The organism is Candidatus Enterococcus leclercqii, assembly GCF_009933135.1.
Taxonomy (GTDB): Bacteria; Bacillota; Bacilli; order Lactobacillales; family Enterococcaceae; genus Enterococcus_C; species Enterococcus_C leclercqii.
In genome coordinates, this window is sequence record NZ_MAEH01000017.1 from 191,887 (window position 1) to 207,573 (window position 15,687).

15 protein-coding genes are annotated in these 15,687 nt (G+C 44.0%); 5 read left to right on the forward strand and 10 right to left on the reverse strand.

Going from position 1 to position 15,687, the window contains the following annotated elements; genetic code table 11:
• The first annotated feature begins 2 nt into the window (after positions 1-2).
• The gene (locus BAU14_RS12075; RefSeq protein ID WP_161900364.1) at positions 3-1,247 is read left to right on the forward strand and encodes a glutamate-5-semialdehyde dehydrogenase; all 1,245 of its coding nucleotides are present in this window, start codon (positions 3-5) and stop codon (positions 1,245-1,247) included.
• Positions 1,248-1,524: 277 nt separating this feature from the next.
• On the opposite strand, the gene lepB is transcribed toward BAU14_RS12075, so the two are convergent.
• Positions 1,525-2,070 (reverse strand): signal peptidase I, encoded by a 546-nt coding sequence (lepB, locus tag BAU14_RS12080; protein WP_161900365.1) that lies wholly within the window; start codon positions 2,068-2,070, stop codon positions 1,525-1,527.
• Positions 2,071-2,153: 83 nt separating this feature from the next.
• A complete protein-coding gene (locus tag BAU14_RS12085) occupies positions 2,154-3,383 on the reverse strand; it encodes an MFS transporter (protein ID WP_237580465.1) in 1,230 nt (409 codons plus the stop codon).
• Positions 3,384-3,683: 300 nt separating this feature from the next.
• On the opposite strand from BAU14_RS12085, the gene BAU14_RS12090 reads away from it, so the two are divergent.
• Complete coding sequence (locus BAU14_RS12090; protein WP_161900366.1) at positions 3,684-3,869, forward strand: hypothetical protein; 186 nt, start codon at positions 3,684-3,686, stop codon at positions 3,867-3,869.
• 71 nt (positions 3,870-3,940) lie between these two features.
• Here the strand turns inward: BAU14_RS12090 and BAU14_RS12095 are convergent, their stop codons facing one another.
• The 3 genes from BAU14_RS12095 to BAU14_RS12105 all read right to left on the reverse strand — a co-directional run bounded on the left by BAU14_RS12095 (position 3,941) and on the right by BAU14_RS12105 (position 5,662).
• Positions 3,941-4,756 carry a ZIP family metal transporter gene (locus tag BAU14_RS12095; protein WP_161900367.1) on the reverse strand — a complete coding sequence of 272 codons (816 nt, stop codon included), beginning with the start codon at positions 4,754-4,756 and terminating at the stop codon, positions 3,941-3,943.
• 127 nt (positions 4,757-4,883) lie between these two features.
• Positions 4,884-5,024 (reverse strand): hypothetical protein, encoded by a 141-nt coding sequence (locus BAU14_RS12100; protein ID WP_161900368.1) that lies wholly within the window; start codon positions 5,022-5,024, stop codon positions 4,884-4,886.
• A gap of 113 nt (positions 5,025-5,137) precedes the next feature.
• Complete coding sequence (locus BAU14_RS12105) at positions 5,138-5,662, reverse strand: HdeD family acid-resistance protein (RefSeq protein ID WP_161900369.1); 525 nt, start codon at positions 5,660-5,662, stop codon at positions 5,138-5,140.
• 549 nt (positions 5,663-6,211) lie between these two features.
• Between BAU14_RS12105 and BAU14_RS12110 the strand changes: the two genes are divergently transcribed.
• Entirely contained in the window at positions 6,212-7,834 is a 1,623-nt protein-coding gene (locus tag BAU14_RS12110) for an ABC-F family ATP-binding cassette domain-containing protein (protein ID WP_161900370.1), read from the forward strand.
• Positions 7,835-7,997: 163 nt separating this feature from the next.
• Positions 7,998-9,161 (forward strand): DUF2264 domain-containing protein, encoded by a 1,164-nt coding sequence (locus tag BAU14_RS12115; protein WP_161900371.1) that lies wholly within the window; start codon positions 7,998-8,000, stop codon positions 9,159-9,161.
• 146 nt (positions 9,162-9,307) lie between these two features.
• On the opposite strand, the gene BAU14_RS12120 is transcribed toward BAU14_RS12115, so the two are convergent.
• The gene (locus BAU14_RS12120) at positions 9,308-10,177 is read right to left on the reverse strand and encodes a DegV family protein (protein WP_161900372.1); all 870 of its coding nucleotides are present in this window, start codon (positions 10,175-10,177) and stop codon (positions 9,308-9,310) included.
• Between the two features lie 54 nt (positions 10,178-10,231).
• The gene (gene queG, locus BAU14_RS12125) at positions 10,232-11,407 is read right to left on the reverse strand and encodes a tRNA epoxyqueuosine(34) reductase QueG (protein WP_161900373.1); all 1,176 of its coding nucleotides are present in this window, start codon (positions 11,405-11,407) and stop codon (positions 10,232-10,234) included.
• Between the two features lie 291 nt (positions 11,408-11,698).
• On the opposite strand from queG, the gene BAU14_RS12130 reads away from it, so the two are divergent.
• Positions 11,699-12,472 carry a MurR/RpiR family transcriptional regulator gene (locus tag BAU14_RS12130; protein ID WP_161900374.1) on the forward strand — a complete coding sequence of 258 codons (774 nt, stop codon included), beginning with the start codon at positions 11,699-11,701 and terminating at the stop codon, positions 12,470-12,472.
• A gap of 73 nt (positions 12,473-12,545) precedes the next feature.
• On the opposite strand, the gene BAU14_RS12135 is transcribed toward BAU14_RS12130, so the two are convergent.
• The 3 genes from BAU14_RS12135 to BAU14_RS12145 are packed head-to-tail and all read right to left on the reverse strand — an operon-like array spanning position 12,546 to position 15,464.
• A complete protein-coding gene (locus tag BAU14_RS12135; protein ID WP_161900375.1) occupies positions 12,546-13,004 on the reverse strand; it encodes a PTS sugar transporter subunit IIA in 459 nt (152 codons plus the stop codon).
• A 13-nt stretch (positions 13,005-13,017) separates the two neighbouring features.
• Complete coding sequence (locus BAU14_RS12140) at positions 13,018-13,773, reverse strand: Cof-type HAD-IIB family hydrolase (RefSeq protein ID WP_161900376.1); 756 nt, start codon at positions 13,771-13,773, stop codon at positions 13,018-13,020.
• Between the two features lie 5 nt (positions 13,774-13,778).
• Entirely contained in the window at positions 13,779-15,464 is a 1,686-nt protein-coding gene (locus BAU14_RS12145) for a PTS transporter subunit EIIC (RefSeq protein WP_161900377.1), read from the reverse strand.
• Positions 15,465-15,687: the final 223 nt, after the last annotated feature.

Consider the following 15,687-nt stretch of genomic DNA (forward strand, 5'->3'; position numbering starts at 1 on the left):
AAATGGATTTGAACATACTGGGGCAACAAGCCCAAACCGCCGCCCGTCAACTGGCATTGGCGGATACTCAGAAAAAAAACCACCTGCTGCTACAGATGGCGGCTGCACTAGAAGCTGCTACCGCAACAATCTTGGCTGCCAATCAGAAAGACTTGGCTAAAGCGCAAGACAACGGTATTTCTGAAACCATGCAAGACCGTTTGCGGCTGACTGGCCCGCGAATTAGCGAAATGGCAAATGGCATCCGGGAAGTCGTCCAGCTGCCAGATCCTATCGGTGAAGTTGAAAAAATGTGGAAAAACACAGATGGACTGATGATTGGCCGCCAAAAAGTGCCCCTGGGCGTCATCGGTATCATTTATGAATCTCGCCCCAATGTCACCACCGATGCGGCTAGTCTTTGTTTCAAGACCGGCAATGCTGTGATTTTACGAGGAGGAAAAGAAGCCTTCCATTCCAATAAAATTTTGGTAGAGGTCCTTCAAAAAGCATTGACCGATAATGACTTCACACCCCATGCCGTCCAATTTGTAGAAGATACCAGTCACGAAGTTGCCAATCAAATGATGCGTCTCACTGAGTATCTGGATGTCTTAATTCCCCGGGGTGGCGCCGGCCTGATTCGCAGAGTCAAAGAAACTGCCACTGTCCCGGTCATTGAAACTGGAACCGGCAATAATCATATTTATGTCGATCAAGCGGCGCAACTAGAGATGGCAGTCAATATCGTAGACAATGCCAAAACCCAGCGTCCTTCCGTCTGCAATGCGGCGGAAACACTGCTAATTCACCAAGATGTGGCCGCGGACTTCTTACCAAAAATTGCCGCAAAATTAGCTGAACACAACGTTCAATTACGGGCAGACGAAAAATCACTGCCTTATTTAGAAGGGGCGCTTCCAGCTGTCGAAGAAGACTGGTCTACCGAGTTTCTAGATTACATCATGGCTGTCAAAGTGGTCGCAGATATCGATGAAGCCATCGCCCACATTAACCGCTACAACACCAAACACTCAGAAGCCATCATCACCGACAATTACTTTGCCTCCCAGAAATTCTTGGCAGAAGTCGATGCAGCTGCCGTCTATGTCAATGCCTCCACCCGTTTTACCGACGGCTTCGTCTTTGGCTTTGGCGCAGAGATTGGTATTTCTACCCAAAAATTACATGCCCGCGGACCAATGGGCTTAGAAGAATTGACCTCCTCGAAATACATCATTTACGGCGATGGACAGATTCGAGAATAACTACACTAACTAAAAAGCGCCTCCTCAAATAATTGAGGGGCGCTTTTGTGTATTACAAGAAATATGAAGTTTGTTTTGTGTTTTTGTTAGCATTTTACGGAATGTGAAGTTCACTTCACATTTCGCCATTTTTTTATCAACTATGAAGTTCACTTCACAAAATAGGACTTACCCACCCAACCACCAAAATGACCACCGTCTTTTTCATCGCATTATAAACTCCCCAACCAAACAAAAAGAAGATCGCCTTTAGTAATCTCCTAATCTTGTAATTTTATCAATTGACGGTACCGAATTTGTTCAACGGCCAGAAAATAAATTTAGCGTTGGAGGTGATGCTGCTTTTTTCGATTGCACCAAACACTCGGCTATCTTTTGAAACAGGGCGATTGTCTCCCAGAACAAAGAGCCGATCTTTAGGGACAGTGAAGCTGAAATCTGCAGTGAAGAGTTCTCCTTCTGTCAGTTGCTTTTTGTACTGGTCGAGGTAAGCTTCTTGGTATTCTTTGCCATCGATATACAGTTTGTCGCTCTTGTATTCTACGGTTTCACCACCGAATGCAATCACTCGCTTGATGTATTCTTTGTCTGCATCGGGTGCATGGAAACTTACCACATCAAAGCGTTTGGTTTCTCCCACCTTCAAGCCAATCAAGCGCTCAGAATCCTGCAAATTGGGATCCATTGAAGCACCATGGACTTCCACAGGGGTGAAAATAAACTGGCGCAAGCCGACAACCAACAAGATCAAGGCGGCAATCCAAATCAAATCTTTCCAAGTGAACCAAGCAGATTTCTCTTGGGTGTGTTTATCTTTTTTCATAGAAATTCCTCGTTTCACGCTGTCATCAGCGATTTCTTTTCCTGTTTGACAGGCTCTCTTCCAATTTTACCTGACTGTCAGTTTCAAAGCTCTTCAGAAGTCTTAACAATAGGTGCCTGCTGCCGACGTAAAAACATCGTCTTCAACAATCTGATGCCCAGTACCAATCCCAGCGGAAAGCCGATTGCTCCCAAAATTCCCAGACGCAGCTGGTCGTCAAAGCGAGCGGACATAAAGCCTACCACCGTCGGCCCTAAAGAACAGCCTAAGTCTCCTGCCAAAGCCATATAGGCAAACATCGCCGTACCGCCATTTTTGATAACACCAGTAGCCAAACTGAAAGTGCCGGGCCACATGATACCTACCGCCAAACCACTCAAGCCACAACCGAGTAAACCCAATACCGGCACACCCGTTAAGCCAATCAACAGATAAGAACCCACTGCCAGTATGGCTGACACCATCATAAAGCGTCGAAGATCGATGCGATCGCCATATTTTCCATAAAAGACTCGAGCCAAGCCCATCATCAAAGCAAAAAACATCGGACCAGTCAAATCCCCCACCGCTTTGGCGACGCCGAGACCTTCTTCAGCAAAGGTTGATGCCCATTGCCCCACGCTTTGTTCACTGGCGCCGGCACAGACCATCATAGCCAAAAACAGCCAAAAACTTTTCAATGACAAAAGCTTGCGAATCGGCAGGCCCTCTTCTCCGTCAGCAATCAATGAATTGATGGGAACTTTGGTAAAGACGAAGGCATTCACTAATGGAATCACCGCCCACAACAACGCCAAAATCGGCCAATTTCCAATCCCAAAGACTGCAAAAAACAGAGTCGAAACCAAAACAACCCCCACATATCCCCAGCAATAAAAGGAGTGGAGCAGACTCATGGCTTTTTCTTTGTTATCTGTAGGGCAGGCTTCCACGATTGGACTTACCAAAACCTCCAACAGCCCACCGCCAATGGCATAGATCAATACTGCCAGCAACAGCCCGTAAAAAGGATCCCCAAACAATCCCGGAAACAAGGCTAAACCTGCTAATCCCACTGCGGAAAATAAGTGAGCGGCGATAATACTGACTCGATAGCCAATTTTATCTACAAAAAAGATTGCGGCAAAATCTACTAACAGCTGCAGTAAAAAATTGAAGGTGACCAAAAGCGTAATCTGGCTCAACGGAATCTGATATTGCTCTTGAAAAGTCAAAAACAGCAACGGTGCAAAGTTGACGATGACCGCTTGGACGATATAACCAGCAAAGCACGCATAAATCGTCGCTTGGTAATTATTGTTCACTTTATTCACTAAGGTTTCCTTTTTCTTTCCATTTTTCTGTTTTAATTTTAGCAAATATACCCACGCTTGACACGCAGAAGTCGCCTTTTTCGCTCTTTATTAAGAATTGCCCCATCATCGTGAGAAAAACAAGGTTTTTCCCTTATTTTTTCTACGCATTCAACAAGTCCTATCCGGAAATCCGCCCAAAGACCGATGTTTCCACGAAGGGTCCTTGATATGATGATTACGTAGAAAACAAATAACCGACACAGCAGCTGCCGGTAGGATTTGTAATGAAGCTGACAGTTATTCGAGGAGGAAAAGCTTATGGAAAAACAATCGACTTTGGTCAAAGTGCTGGCCTTTGTAGGATTTTTAGTCGTAGCAGGGTTTATTTTGAATATGGTCGGTGGTTTGATCGGACTAATCTTCCGTTTTGGAATCCCGATCCTCATTGCCGTATTTTTGGTCCGTTGGTTGACCAATCGTTCCCAGCCTCGACGTCGTTATTAATTTTTCAATAAACAGGAAAAATACCGCCGGTTGCTCGCCGTTTTGATACGACAGCAGCCGGCGGTATTTTTTTAACCCAACGCTACATCTAAAATCATCATAATCATGAAACCCAGCATCGTACCGAATACTGCAAAATGACGTTTGCTGGAGGTTGTCTGCTGTGCTTCGGGAATCAGTTCTTCCACCACCACATAGATCATCGCACCTGCGGCAAAAGCCAATGCATAGGGCAACAAGGAGGTAACCTTTGTGACTAGCAGCGCTCCCAAGACACCCGCGATAGGCTCCACAATTCCAGAAGCTTGGCCATATAAGAATGCTTTGCTTCGGCTCAAGCCTTCTTGGCGCAACGGAATTGAAACCGCGGCCCCTTCAGGAAAGTTTTGGATGCCGATACCCAGCGCTACGGAAATCGCAGCAATTGAGGCTGTGACGGGATCGCTGGCTTCAGCTGCAGCACCAAAAGCCACACCAACTGCCAAACCCTCGGGAATATTGTGCAGTGTAATCGAAAAAACCAACAAAATCGTCCGCTTCAAGTGGCTGGGCATTCCTTCTTGCTCGTGGTTCGGTCCAAAGTGCATATGAGGAATCGTCTTATCCGCAATATATAAGAACAAACCGCCAGCACCAAAACCAATACTTACCACTAGCCAAGGAATATCGCCGTTTTGCTCCGCCCAAGCGATAGCCGGATCCAAAAGTGACCAGAAACTCGCAGCAATCATGACCCCCGAAGCAAAGCCTAACATCAGATTCAGAACTTCTTTTTTGATTTCTTTGAAGAAAAAGACCAGCCCTGCCCCCAACGCTGTCATTCCATACGTAAATGCACACCCTACCAAAGCCTGCTGCCAAGGTGCTAATGCCGTGAACCAACCCATCACACATTCTCCTTCTGCATTACTTATTTTAACTCATTTTAGCTCTCATTATTAAAGGCATGTAATCGTTTTGATTATACCATATCAAAAAATTCGGGGCACCAGAGAATCTCCTACCAACCCCATTTCAGACAGTAATCTTGCCAAAATAAAAAGTCTCTTCCATCATCTCATTGATGAAGAAAAGACTAATTTTAACCAGCTGCCAGTTTTGTTTGATTAAGGCGTATCTGAGAACCTCAGCGGCAGATATATTGGTTCTTTTCACCACAAGCTTCCTCTTAAACGCTCACTTATGCACCACATAAGCTGCGCTTTACTCCTTAATTTCAGCAAACAGTCCGCAAAACTCTAAATTCCCCCAGAGTTTTCAGACACACCTTAGTTACGAAAAGCGTAGACGATGGCGCTAATTCCAAACATCATAAAGTAGAACCCTACCAAAAAGCTCAGTGTCAATGCTGAAGACACTGGATTGAACAAAAGAACGATCCCTACGATGATTCCCAGAAGATCAATGATCAATGAGAACCAGTAATAGCCGGTACTGTGAGCCCGAGCCAGGTCCAAAGCAAACAAGCCAAAAATCGAGTCAATGATGAACCAAATGGCAAAGATGTATGGCAAGGCCAAAACGCCGGCATTCATATTGAAGAACAGGAATACCCCGATTAAAATATCGATGATCCCTAAAATAATTGGCATCGTTGCTTTGTAGCCGGTAAGATCTTTCAGGCGATTCCGTAAAAACAGCTCGTAAATCCCCTTTAAAATAGAGAACACCGCAAAAACGACAACGATTGCGACTAAATTACCTACTGGATCGTTGAATGAAAAAAGTGCTGTGATCACAAATAAAATACCTAAAATCAACGATCCCCAATCAAAACCTCTTCTTGTTTCCATAAAAATGCTCCTTTCTTTTGGCATCCGCTACTGCAAATGAACGAAGATTTCTGTCTAAAACGGCTGTATTCATCGTCCTTTGACAGCTGCTTGATACTTGTTACAAACTATATGCCTTATATATCAACCTTACGCCTCCCTCTAAAAAGCGTCAAAAGATAAGTCACAGATTCACAAATTGTTCACTATTTCTGACCGGAATTAGTCGGAAAACAGTAAGTGAAAGTTTTTAGATTTCACTAAAAGCGCCGGACTGTCTTGCAAGTCCCCGCCAAACTGGCTATAATGCAAAGAGTTGAGCAAACTGCAAATATTGGTTCTTCCGGCGGGAAACCGGAGGGGCCTTTTTTAGAAAATGCATCTTACCTGCGGCAGCTGCTTGCCACGATTTTAGGCTTCTCACTAGTTGCGGACAACAAACATGTCTTGGCCTAGTTGCAAAGCTCATTATCAGCGACAGTCTTATCGCTTTTTCCGGCGCTTTTCGCCAGACCATTCGATAAAACTTGGCTGCCCACCTAGAAAATACACAGAAACGAGGGAAAACAATTGATCACAGTCAGCGATGTCAGCTTGCATTTTTCCGACCGTAAGCTTTTTGACGATGTCAATATCAAATTCACACCAGGGAACTGTTACGGCTTGATTGGGGCAAACGGTGCCGGCAAATCAACTTTTCTTAAAGTCCTTTCCGGAGAGATTCAACCTTCCACCGGCGTCATTTCATTGGGGCCAGACGAACGGATGGCTGTCTTGAAACAGAACCACTTCGATTACGAAGAGGTCCCTGTGATTGAAACAGTTATCATGGGTCACAAGCGTCTTTATGATGTCATGAAAGAAAAAGACGCCATCTATATGAAAGAAGATTTCTCCGATGAAGACGGGATCAAAGCCGCCGAATTGGAAGGGGAATTTGCCGAACTGAATGGCTGGGAAGCTGAACCAGAAGCCGCAGTCATGTTGCAAGGCCTAAATATTTCCGAAGACCTTCACTTTTTGCCTATGAAAGAATTAACAGCTGGTCAAAAAGTCAAAGTACTCTTGGCGCAAGCCTTGTTTGGCAAACCAGATGTACTTCTTTTGGATGAACCAACCAATGGACTGGATATTCAGTCGATTAACTGGTTGGAAGAATTTTTGATTGAGTTTGAAAATACAGTTATCGTCGTATCCCATGACCGACATTTCCTAAACAAAGTCTGCACGCACATGGCCGACTTGGACTTCGGCAAAATCAAGCTCTATGTCGGCAACTACGATTTCTGGTTGGAATCTTCCCAACTGGCCCAAAAACTTCAATCTCAACAAAATGCCAAAAAAGAAGAACAGATCAAGGAACTCCAAGACTTTATCGCTCGCTTTTCAGCCAATGCTTCCAAGTCCAAACAAGCAACTTCTCGTAAAAAAATGTTGGACAAAATCACATTGGATGATATCCAACCTTCTTCCCGCCGCTATCCTTTTGTCGGCTTCAAACCAGAACGAGAAATCGGTAACGACCTTCTGCAAGTTGAGGATGTTAGCGTGACTATCGACGGCAAAAAAATCTTGGATAAGATCAGCTTCACATTGAATAAAGATGACAAAGTCGCTTTTATCGCCAACAACGATATCGTGACCACGACTTTGTTCAAAGTCATCATGGGTGAAATCACGCCTGATAGCGGAACTGTTCGCTGGGGTGTCACTACCAGCCAATCGTACATGCCAAAAGATACCACCAAAGATTTCGACAGTGACTTAACAATTTTGGATTGGCTGCGGCAATTTGCTTCTAAAGAAGAAGACGACAACACCTTCTTGCGCAGCTTCTTAGGACGGATGCTGTTTTCTGGTGACGAAGTTCTCAAGCCAGTCCGCGTCTTGTCTGGTGGCGAAAAAGTTCGCTGCATGCTCTCAAAAATGATGCTGTCAAAAGCCAATGTTCTGGTTCTCGACGATCCTACCAATCACTTGGATTTGGAATCCATCACCGCATTAAACGATGGTTTGATGTCATTTACCGGGTCATTGTTGTTTGCCAGCCATGACCATCAGTTTATCCAAACACTGGCTAACCGGATCATCGCCGTTTCCGACAAAGGCGTCGTGGATCGGGCTGAAACCACCTATGACGAATTTTTGGAGAACAAAGACATCCAAAAACGAGTCAATGAAATTTTTGCTTAAGCGATCGACAACATCGTCGTGTTTCTATTGAGAAACCGGCGATGTTTTTTTACTAAAAATAAGATAGAATTTTTCCTAAAACTATGTTATAAAAAGAGCAAAGAAAGAAAGCCTTTTCACGTCCTTATGAATTGTTGCTTACTAAACAAAGGAGATTATCTGAATGAATACCCGTACTTATTGGCTGCAAAATATGGAAAAAATCGCCCGACCGATCTTAGAAGCCGCGGCCGACAATCGCCTGCGTGATGAAATGCTTCGCTACTCGCCGAAACCGGCCGCTGCTTTGGAAGCCTTTGGTCGCAGTCTGGCGGGAATTGCTCCCTGGTTGGAATTGGAGGCAGTTTTTAATGACGAGGAACGCCGCCTGCAAAAAGAATTTCGCGAATTGGCTTTGGCTGGCTTGCGGCACGCCGTAGATCCGCAAAATCCACAAAGATTCTATTTCAGCAATATCAATGGCGTTGGTGATCAGCCCTTGGTAGACGCAGCTTTTCTCGCCCATGCTCTGCTTCGCGCGCCCAAGCAGCTGCTTCGTCCACTGGATGAGTCAGTCAAAAATAATCTGATCACCGCCTTTTCTCAGTCTCGAGATATCATTCACCATGACAACAATTGGATTTTATTTTCTGCTATGATAGAAGCTGCTTTGCACCAATTGGGTGATCCCAGCTTTGATTTGATGCGCATTGATTATGCCTACACGCTGATGAACAGTTGGTATGTGGGGGATGGGATGTACGGCGACGGCAGAGAATTTGCCAACGACTACTACAACAGTTTTGTGATTCAACCGATGCTGGTAGATCTGGCGAAACGTTATCCGGTGATTGCTACCAATGCCAAGCCAAAGGACCTGGCCTTTTTGGATCTAGTGATGGCTCGAGCAGAACGCTTCGCTCAATTTCAAGAGCTATTGATTAATACAGACGGGACTTATCCGGTTTATGGCCGTTCCATGTGCTATCGTTTCGGTTGTTTTCAACATCTGGCACAGGCTGCTTTGCAGGGCTTTTTACCACAAAATATCACACCTGCACAGGTTCGCTGTGGGCTGACGGCAGTCATGAAACGAGTGCTGCGTGCTGAAAATACCTTTGACCAACATGGCTTTTTGACAGTTGGCGTCTACGGTTCTCAGCCTGAGATGGGGGAGCCTTATATCAATGTCGGCAGCTGTTATTTATGCCTGGAAGTGATGCTGCCGCTGGGCTTGTCTGAAACCACTGCCTTCTGGTCTGATCCGGACGCAGATTGGAGTGCCAAAAAAATCTGGAGCGGTCAACCGACAAAACGAGATGCCTCTTACCACGAAGCCGCCAATTGATCCTTTTTATTGATGCCGGTTTTAGCTGTATCACCCCTCATTAGACAGATTAGGAATCTAGTAAAAATAACAAGCAAAAAACAGTCCTGTCAGAATGCCTTTTTTCGGCGCTCTGATGGGACTGTTTCAATTTTTCCAAGCAATAATCAGTCGGTGCGCTCTTTGCCAAAAGTAAAGATAGCTACACAACCCAAGCCTGTATGGCTGGCGATTGTAGGGCCTAATGGATAGATGGCACTTTCTGTCACATCAATCTTTTCTTTCATCATCGCCAGAACTTTTTCAGCAGCTTCCCGGTCTTCTGAGTAAGCCACATAGACCAGTTGTTCTTGCGTAGACGTCAAATTAGCTAATGACTCGTCAACGATTTTTTGCAGCGCTTTGTTACGCCCACGAACTTTACCAACATTTTGCAACGTGCCTTTATGATCCACATGGATGATGGGTTTGATATTTAAAAGCCCCCCCATTGCTGCCTGAGAACGGGACAGGCGCCCCCCTCGATACAAATGACTGAGATCATCCACAGTTACCCAAGATTGGACCTTTAACTTATGGTCCTCCACCCATTGCTGAACCTGCGCTAAGTCACTGCCTGCCGCCTGTTGTTTAGCAGCTCCCAATACTAAAACACCTTCGCCAATACTAGCGTTCAAGGTATCCACTACTGTTATTTCAACTTCAGGATAATCTTCTTTCAAGATGCTGACTGCCTGTAACGCACTGTTATAAGAGCCGCTCATCCCTGAAGTGAAGCACAAGTACAGGATTGGTTCTTTTTTTTCACAATATGGTTTGAAAAATTCGATATAGCGCCCTACGTTGATCTGAGACGTACTGGGCTGCTGCTTGTCTCTGAGGTTTTGCAAAAACTTTTCATAGTCGAAGGTTTTACCCAAATCATCATAGTATTCCTGACCGTCAATCTCCACGATCATGGGAATAAAAGCAATCTTGTGTGCCTCCAAAAGCTGATAAGGTATATCACAACACGAATCGGTCACGATCTGAAACATCCCATAACCTCCTTTTTCTGGTTCAAGTGTACCATAAAGCACCCGGACAAACGATTAAAACTGATTTTTATCTACCTTTTCTTGTAATTTTATAATGGCTTTCGTCAGTTCTTCCAAAACTTCTGGCGCACTTTCATGGGATTGGTGTTCTCTGAGGCGCGTCACCCAAAGATCCGGTTGCTTGCTCCCTAGACGGCTGATACTCCAGACAGCAGTTCCTCGAATCTCTGGCCGAGGATCTTGTTGCACCAACTGCCACAACAAGGGCAAGGCCTCTCTAGCACCACCATTAGCCAACGCAATGATTCCATTACGTTGAAGTGGTTTTTTACCACGCCAAGATCCCGCTAAATGGCCGAAACTTTCCTTAAACTCTTTATTGGTAATCGTCAACAGCGGTTGTAGTTTTGGATAGACCTCGTCAACTGTCGGCTCCATTTCTGGATGAAAGTGAAAATCCTTATCTTTATTGTATGGACACACCATCTGACAGATATCACAGCCATAGATCACATTCCGAATTTTTTTGCGGTATTCTTCCGGCATCATTCCTTTTGTCTGCGTCTGATAGGAGAGACAGCGCTTGGCATTCATGCTGCCGTCTCCCAAAAGTGCCGTCGTTGGACAAGCCTTGATACAACGAGTGCACTCACCACAGCCAAAAGGAACTGATTGATCCGCCTCAAAATCAATGTTGGTGACAATTTCTCCTAAATAAACAAAAGAACCATATTCCTCGGTAATCAACAGACCATTGCGCCCGATGAATCCCAGTCCGGCTCGCTGTGCAACCGCTACGTCCACCAGTTCCCCGGTATCTACTTGCGGTGCAAAACGCCAACCAGAAGCCTCTTCCAGCTGAGCTGCTTCACTCTTGATAAATTCAATCAGTTTATTCATTCGATCTTCCAAAATAAAGTGATAATCTGTTCCCCAGGATGCTCGGGCAAACATCCCCCGCTTCTCATCTTTCGGAACTCCTTCATGAATCTTGGTAGGGTAAGCCAAAGCAATGGCAATAATCGACTTTGGTCCCTCGAAAGTCAGCTCCGGATAGATTCGTTCTGGAATGTTCTGATGTTCAAATCCGGAATTGTACCCCTTTTCCCGCTGTTTTTGCAAAGGTTTTTCCAACTCATAAAAGGGTTCAGCTGAGGCAAAACCGATCTTATCGATGCCTAAACGACGGCTCTCAGCAATGATTTTTTGTTTTAATGACTTCTTTGGCATTTCCAGATCCTCCGCGTTTTATCCCCTGCCATCCATTGCACTAAATCTGGCAATGGTGATTTTTCTGCCTCATTTTATCAGTTAATTAATAACAGAACCAGTTCTTTTTCTTTCTCATCTTCGATTATACCTTAATGCTCATTTTTCCTATTGATAAAATTGAATATCAACTGACGGTTGCCTAGATGATATGTCAGCTTATTTTCACACTCGTAGTGAACCGCTTTCTAAGTGAGTTATCAAAATACATCTGTGTTATAATTAGATGATTGACTAAATAAGGAGGCGCCTATGGAATCCGTTTATGCACATATTCAAAATAACTATGACCAACTTTCTAGTACGGAGCAATTGGCGATCGACTTTATTTTAAAATATAAACAGCTAGACGACTTGAAATTGAAAGTTATCCAAGAAGCGTTGCACATTTCTGCTCCCACGATTATTCGAGCCGTCAAAAAGCTAGATTTTAAGTCATTTACAGAGTTCAAATATGCACTATTGAATGAAAATCAGCGCCAGGCCCAATTGACTGCAGAAGCCGACTATCAATCCATCCTGACTGTGATGCGAGAAGACTTTGATAAAACCATTGCCATGATGAATGAAGCGACGGTCAAAGAGATTGCTGCTGCCATTCTTTCTGCCAGAAGGATTTTCTGTGTCGGCATTGGCTCTTCTGCAACTGTCGCTAATGCTTTCAACCATAAATTAAAGAATCTCGGTCTCTGGTCCAATGATTACACCGAAGTTTTTCCAATCCGTGATATTCCAGATATTGCCAGATCCCAAGACAGCGTCATCGTCTTTTCTCTGAGTGGTGCTGAATCCCAAATTGTCCAAGTCATTTCAGAATGTAAAGTGAAAGGGTGTCAGATTATCTCTGTCACCGGCTTTTCGAGTAACCCTATCGTTTCTCTGAGTGATATTTCACTGATGACGCACCAATCCGTTCAAAACCGTAAAAAACTCCGATCGCGGCTAATGCTGACTGTTGCTTCTGAAGTGATCTTTGAGACCATCTTACTGCTGAATAAAAAAGCATCGAATGAACCTAGTTGGTAAAATAGAAAAGCAAAAAAGGTTGTGTAGGCTTTCGAAATTTCGACATACACAACCTTTTTAGTATTTCCAAAAATTAGACTTTACCCAATTCGGTTCCTTTTTGGACATGGGTTCGAACAGTGAACTTGTGAGAAGCCAACTCTTGACCGGTAACAATTACCAGAACTACAGTGTCTTTTCCTTTCGCTGCAATCTCTTGGCGGTTCATCCGAGCTAAGGGTGTCCCGACCTCTACGCTGTCTCCTTGGTTCACCAGTATCTCAAAAGGTTCTCCCTGCAGTTCCACGGTATCAATCCCCATGTGCACTAGAATCTCCTGCCCGCCTGCCATCTTCAGCCCTAGCGCATGTTTTTGTTCGATGACTGTCGTTACAATACCAGTCACAGGGCTTGAGATCTCATCTGCTTCGGGAATTATCGCTACCCCGTCCCCCATCATCTTTTGAGCAAAAACCGGATCACTAACTTCCTCCAGCGGTACAAATTCTCCCGTAACAGGTGCAAAAATTCCTTTTTTCTTTCCAAAAAACATCTTAATCAGCTCCTCATGCAATCAAATCAGCAACCTCGTAAAAATTTTCGATGATCGTCGTAGCTTCTTCTTTTACCGGTTGGGCAGCGTGAGCCATACAAAAAGATTGGCTGGACTCTTTAAACATACTGACATCATTTTCTGAATCACCAGCCGAAATAAACTCAAGGTCATACTTTTTTTTCAACAATTCCAAAGCGTGTCCTTTCGTGATGTTTAAAGGCGTAATCTCAATCCGCTTTTCGCCACTCTTACAAATAGCTAACTGTGGAAAGCGCCCTTGTAACTCAGTCAGTAGCTCATCTGCTTGGCCACTGTCTGGACGAATATTAATCTTGAATATCTTTTTTTCTGTCAACAGATCAAATAAATGTAGAGGTTCAACTAGCTCCATGTTCCATAGTTTGGCAGCATCATCGCTCTTATGGGTACCAATTCGCTGTTCACCATCCAAAGCATCGAACACAATCTGGTGTTGTTGAATCCACTCTAACACAGCACGCAATGTCTGACTATCGATGGGTTGTTCAAAAATTCTTTCGCCTTTTACTTCGATAATTCCACCATTGAAGCCGATTCGGATGTCACAAGCCAGCTGAATCTGATTTTCAATAAAGCGAATTTCTTTAACTGAGCGGCCAGTAGCAATGGCAATCGGCATTTCTGCTTTCAACTTTAACAATGATTTGCGATCTTGCGGGGTCACTTTCCGTGAATCTTTGACAAAAGTTCCATCCAAATCCGTTACGAATATCGTATTCTTTTCCATATCCATCAATCCGCCAATCCCAAGATCTCTCTGATCTCTACCTTTAGCTGATTTGCACGACCACCATAAATAGATTGCATCTGCATACCTGACTTGTTGAAGCCCATTGCATTCAAGTCTCTGGTAATATGACTGCTGTCAACAATTGAATCATCTTTAACGTTAATTCGTAGGCGCGTAATACATGCATCAACATTTTCAATATTTTCCGGACCACCGTGAGCACTGATCAATGCTTCTGCTTGATCATGCAATGTCATAGCCGCACCACTTGGAGCTGGAGCCGCCGCACCTTGACCTTCTTTGTCTCGGTCTTTGAGGGTTTTAACACCCATTTTTTTACGAGTCTCATCCTTGCCGTGCAGAGCGATAGTAGAAGGATCATCTTCTCGTCCAGGAGTCTTGAAGTCAAATTTCTTAATAACATACGTGAAGACTAGGAAATACATTGCAAAACAGAAGACACCAATAATCGGCAACAACCACCATTTTGTACGAGCCCCTTGCAAGACTCCGTAAATCAAGAAATTGATCAAGCCATGACCGGTAGGAGTCAGAAAAGCTGCCCCAGCGACGTTTGCAATCAACATCGTTGTTCCTGCCAAAACAGCATGAATCCCATACAATGCGGGTGCAACAAATAGGAAGGTAAATTCCAAAGGCTCAGTAATCCCTGTCAAAAATGAAGTCAGTGCCGCAGCTAGCAACAAAGACCCAACTGTTTTTTTGTTTTTTGGTTTAGCAGTGACATACATTGCCAACGCTGCTCCTGGCAGTCCAAACATATTGTAGATAAATTTTCCTGATGAAAAACGAGTAATCATCGGATCAATTGGGCTCTTACTAGACAGTGCTGCCATATAAGCATTAATTGTTCCAGCATATTCTTTTCCGTCGATCATGAAAATTCCGCCCAACTCAGTCGTTCGAACGGGCCAGTTCAGTCCGTGATGCAATCCGAAAGGTAACAGCAGGCGTTCAATAACACCATAACCAAATGTTCCTACATAACCAGATTTCAAAATGACCACAGATAATGCTGTGATAGCAGCTTGGACAAATGGCCAGATAAAAAAGAAGCCCATCCCAACTACCGCCATAACAGGAATAATCAAAATAGGTACCAATCGTGGCCCACTAAAGAAGCCAAAAACTTGCGGTACTTGAATCTTGATAGCTTTTTTATGCACCAGATAGACAATAACACCGGTGATAATTCCCCCAAAGACATTCAAGTCCATCGTTTGGATCCCTAATACAGTTGTCTGCATATGACGAGCCATCATTTCACTGGCATTTTCAGCACTGGTATCAACCAATGTTCCACTGACTTTCAATAAAAAGTTCAATGTATTGTGCAACACCAGAAAACCCAACAAACCAGATAACGCCGCAGAACCTTTTTCTTGCTTGGCTAAACCAACGGCTACTCCGACAGCAAAGATTACTGGTAAGTTGTTAAACGCAACGTTTCCCAGCATCTCCAAAAATCCCATCACGATTTGCAATGTTGCATTGCCCATCCAGGGATGCATCTCCACCGTGCTAGCGTTAGTAAAGGCTGACCCGATTCCTTTTAAGATACCGGCAGCCGGCAACACTGAAACCGGTAACAAAAAAGACCGACCGAACATTTCAAAGGCACGAATGAATTTATCTTTTCGGCTGGTTTTGTTCACCGCATTTTCCATTTTTATCATCCTCTCTTTTTGTTTACGTTCTTATCATAGCTTTTTTTGACAAGAAAAAAGAAAAAGGTTGCTAAAATGAAGAACAACGAAAAAAAGTAGCTTTTGAGTAAAAAACTACTAGATTAACATGTTGATTAATCACTAATCTCTTGTTTTCCCTATTTTATTTAGAGTAAAAAATAAGTCTAAATCGTGCTTACTTCTTAAATTCAATCTTGATGTA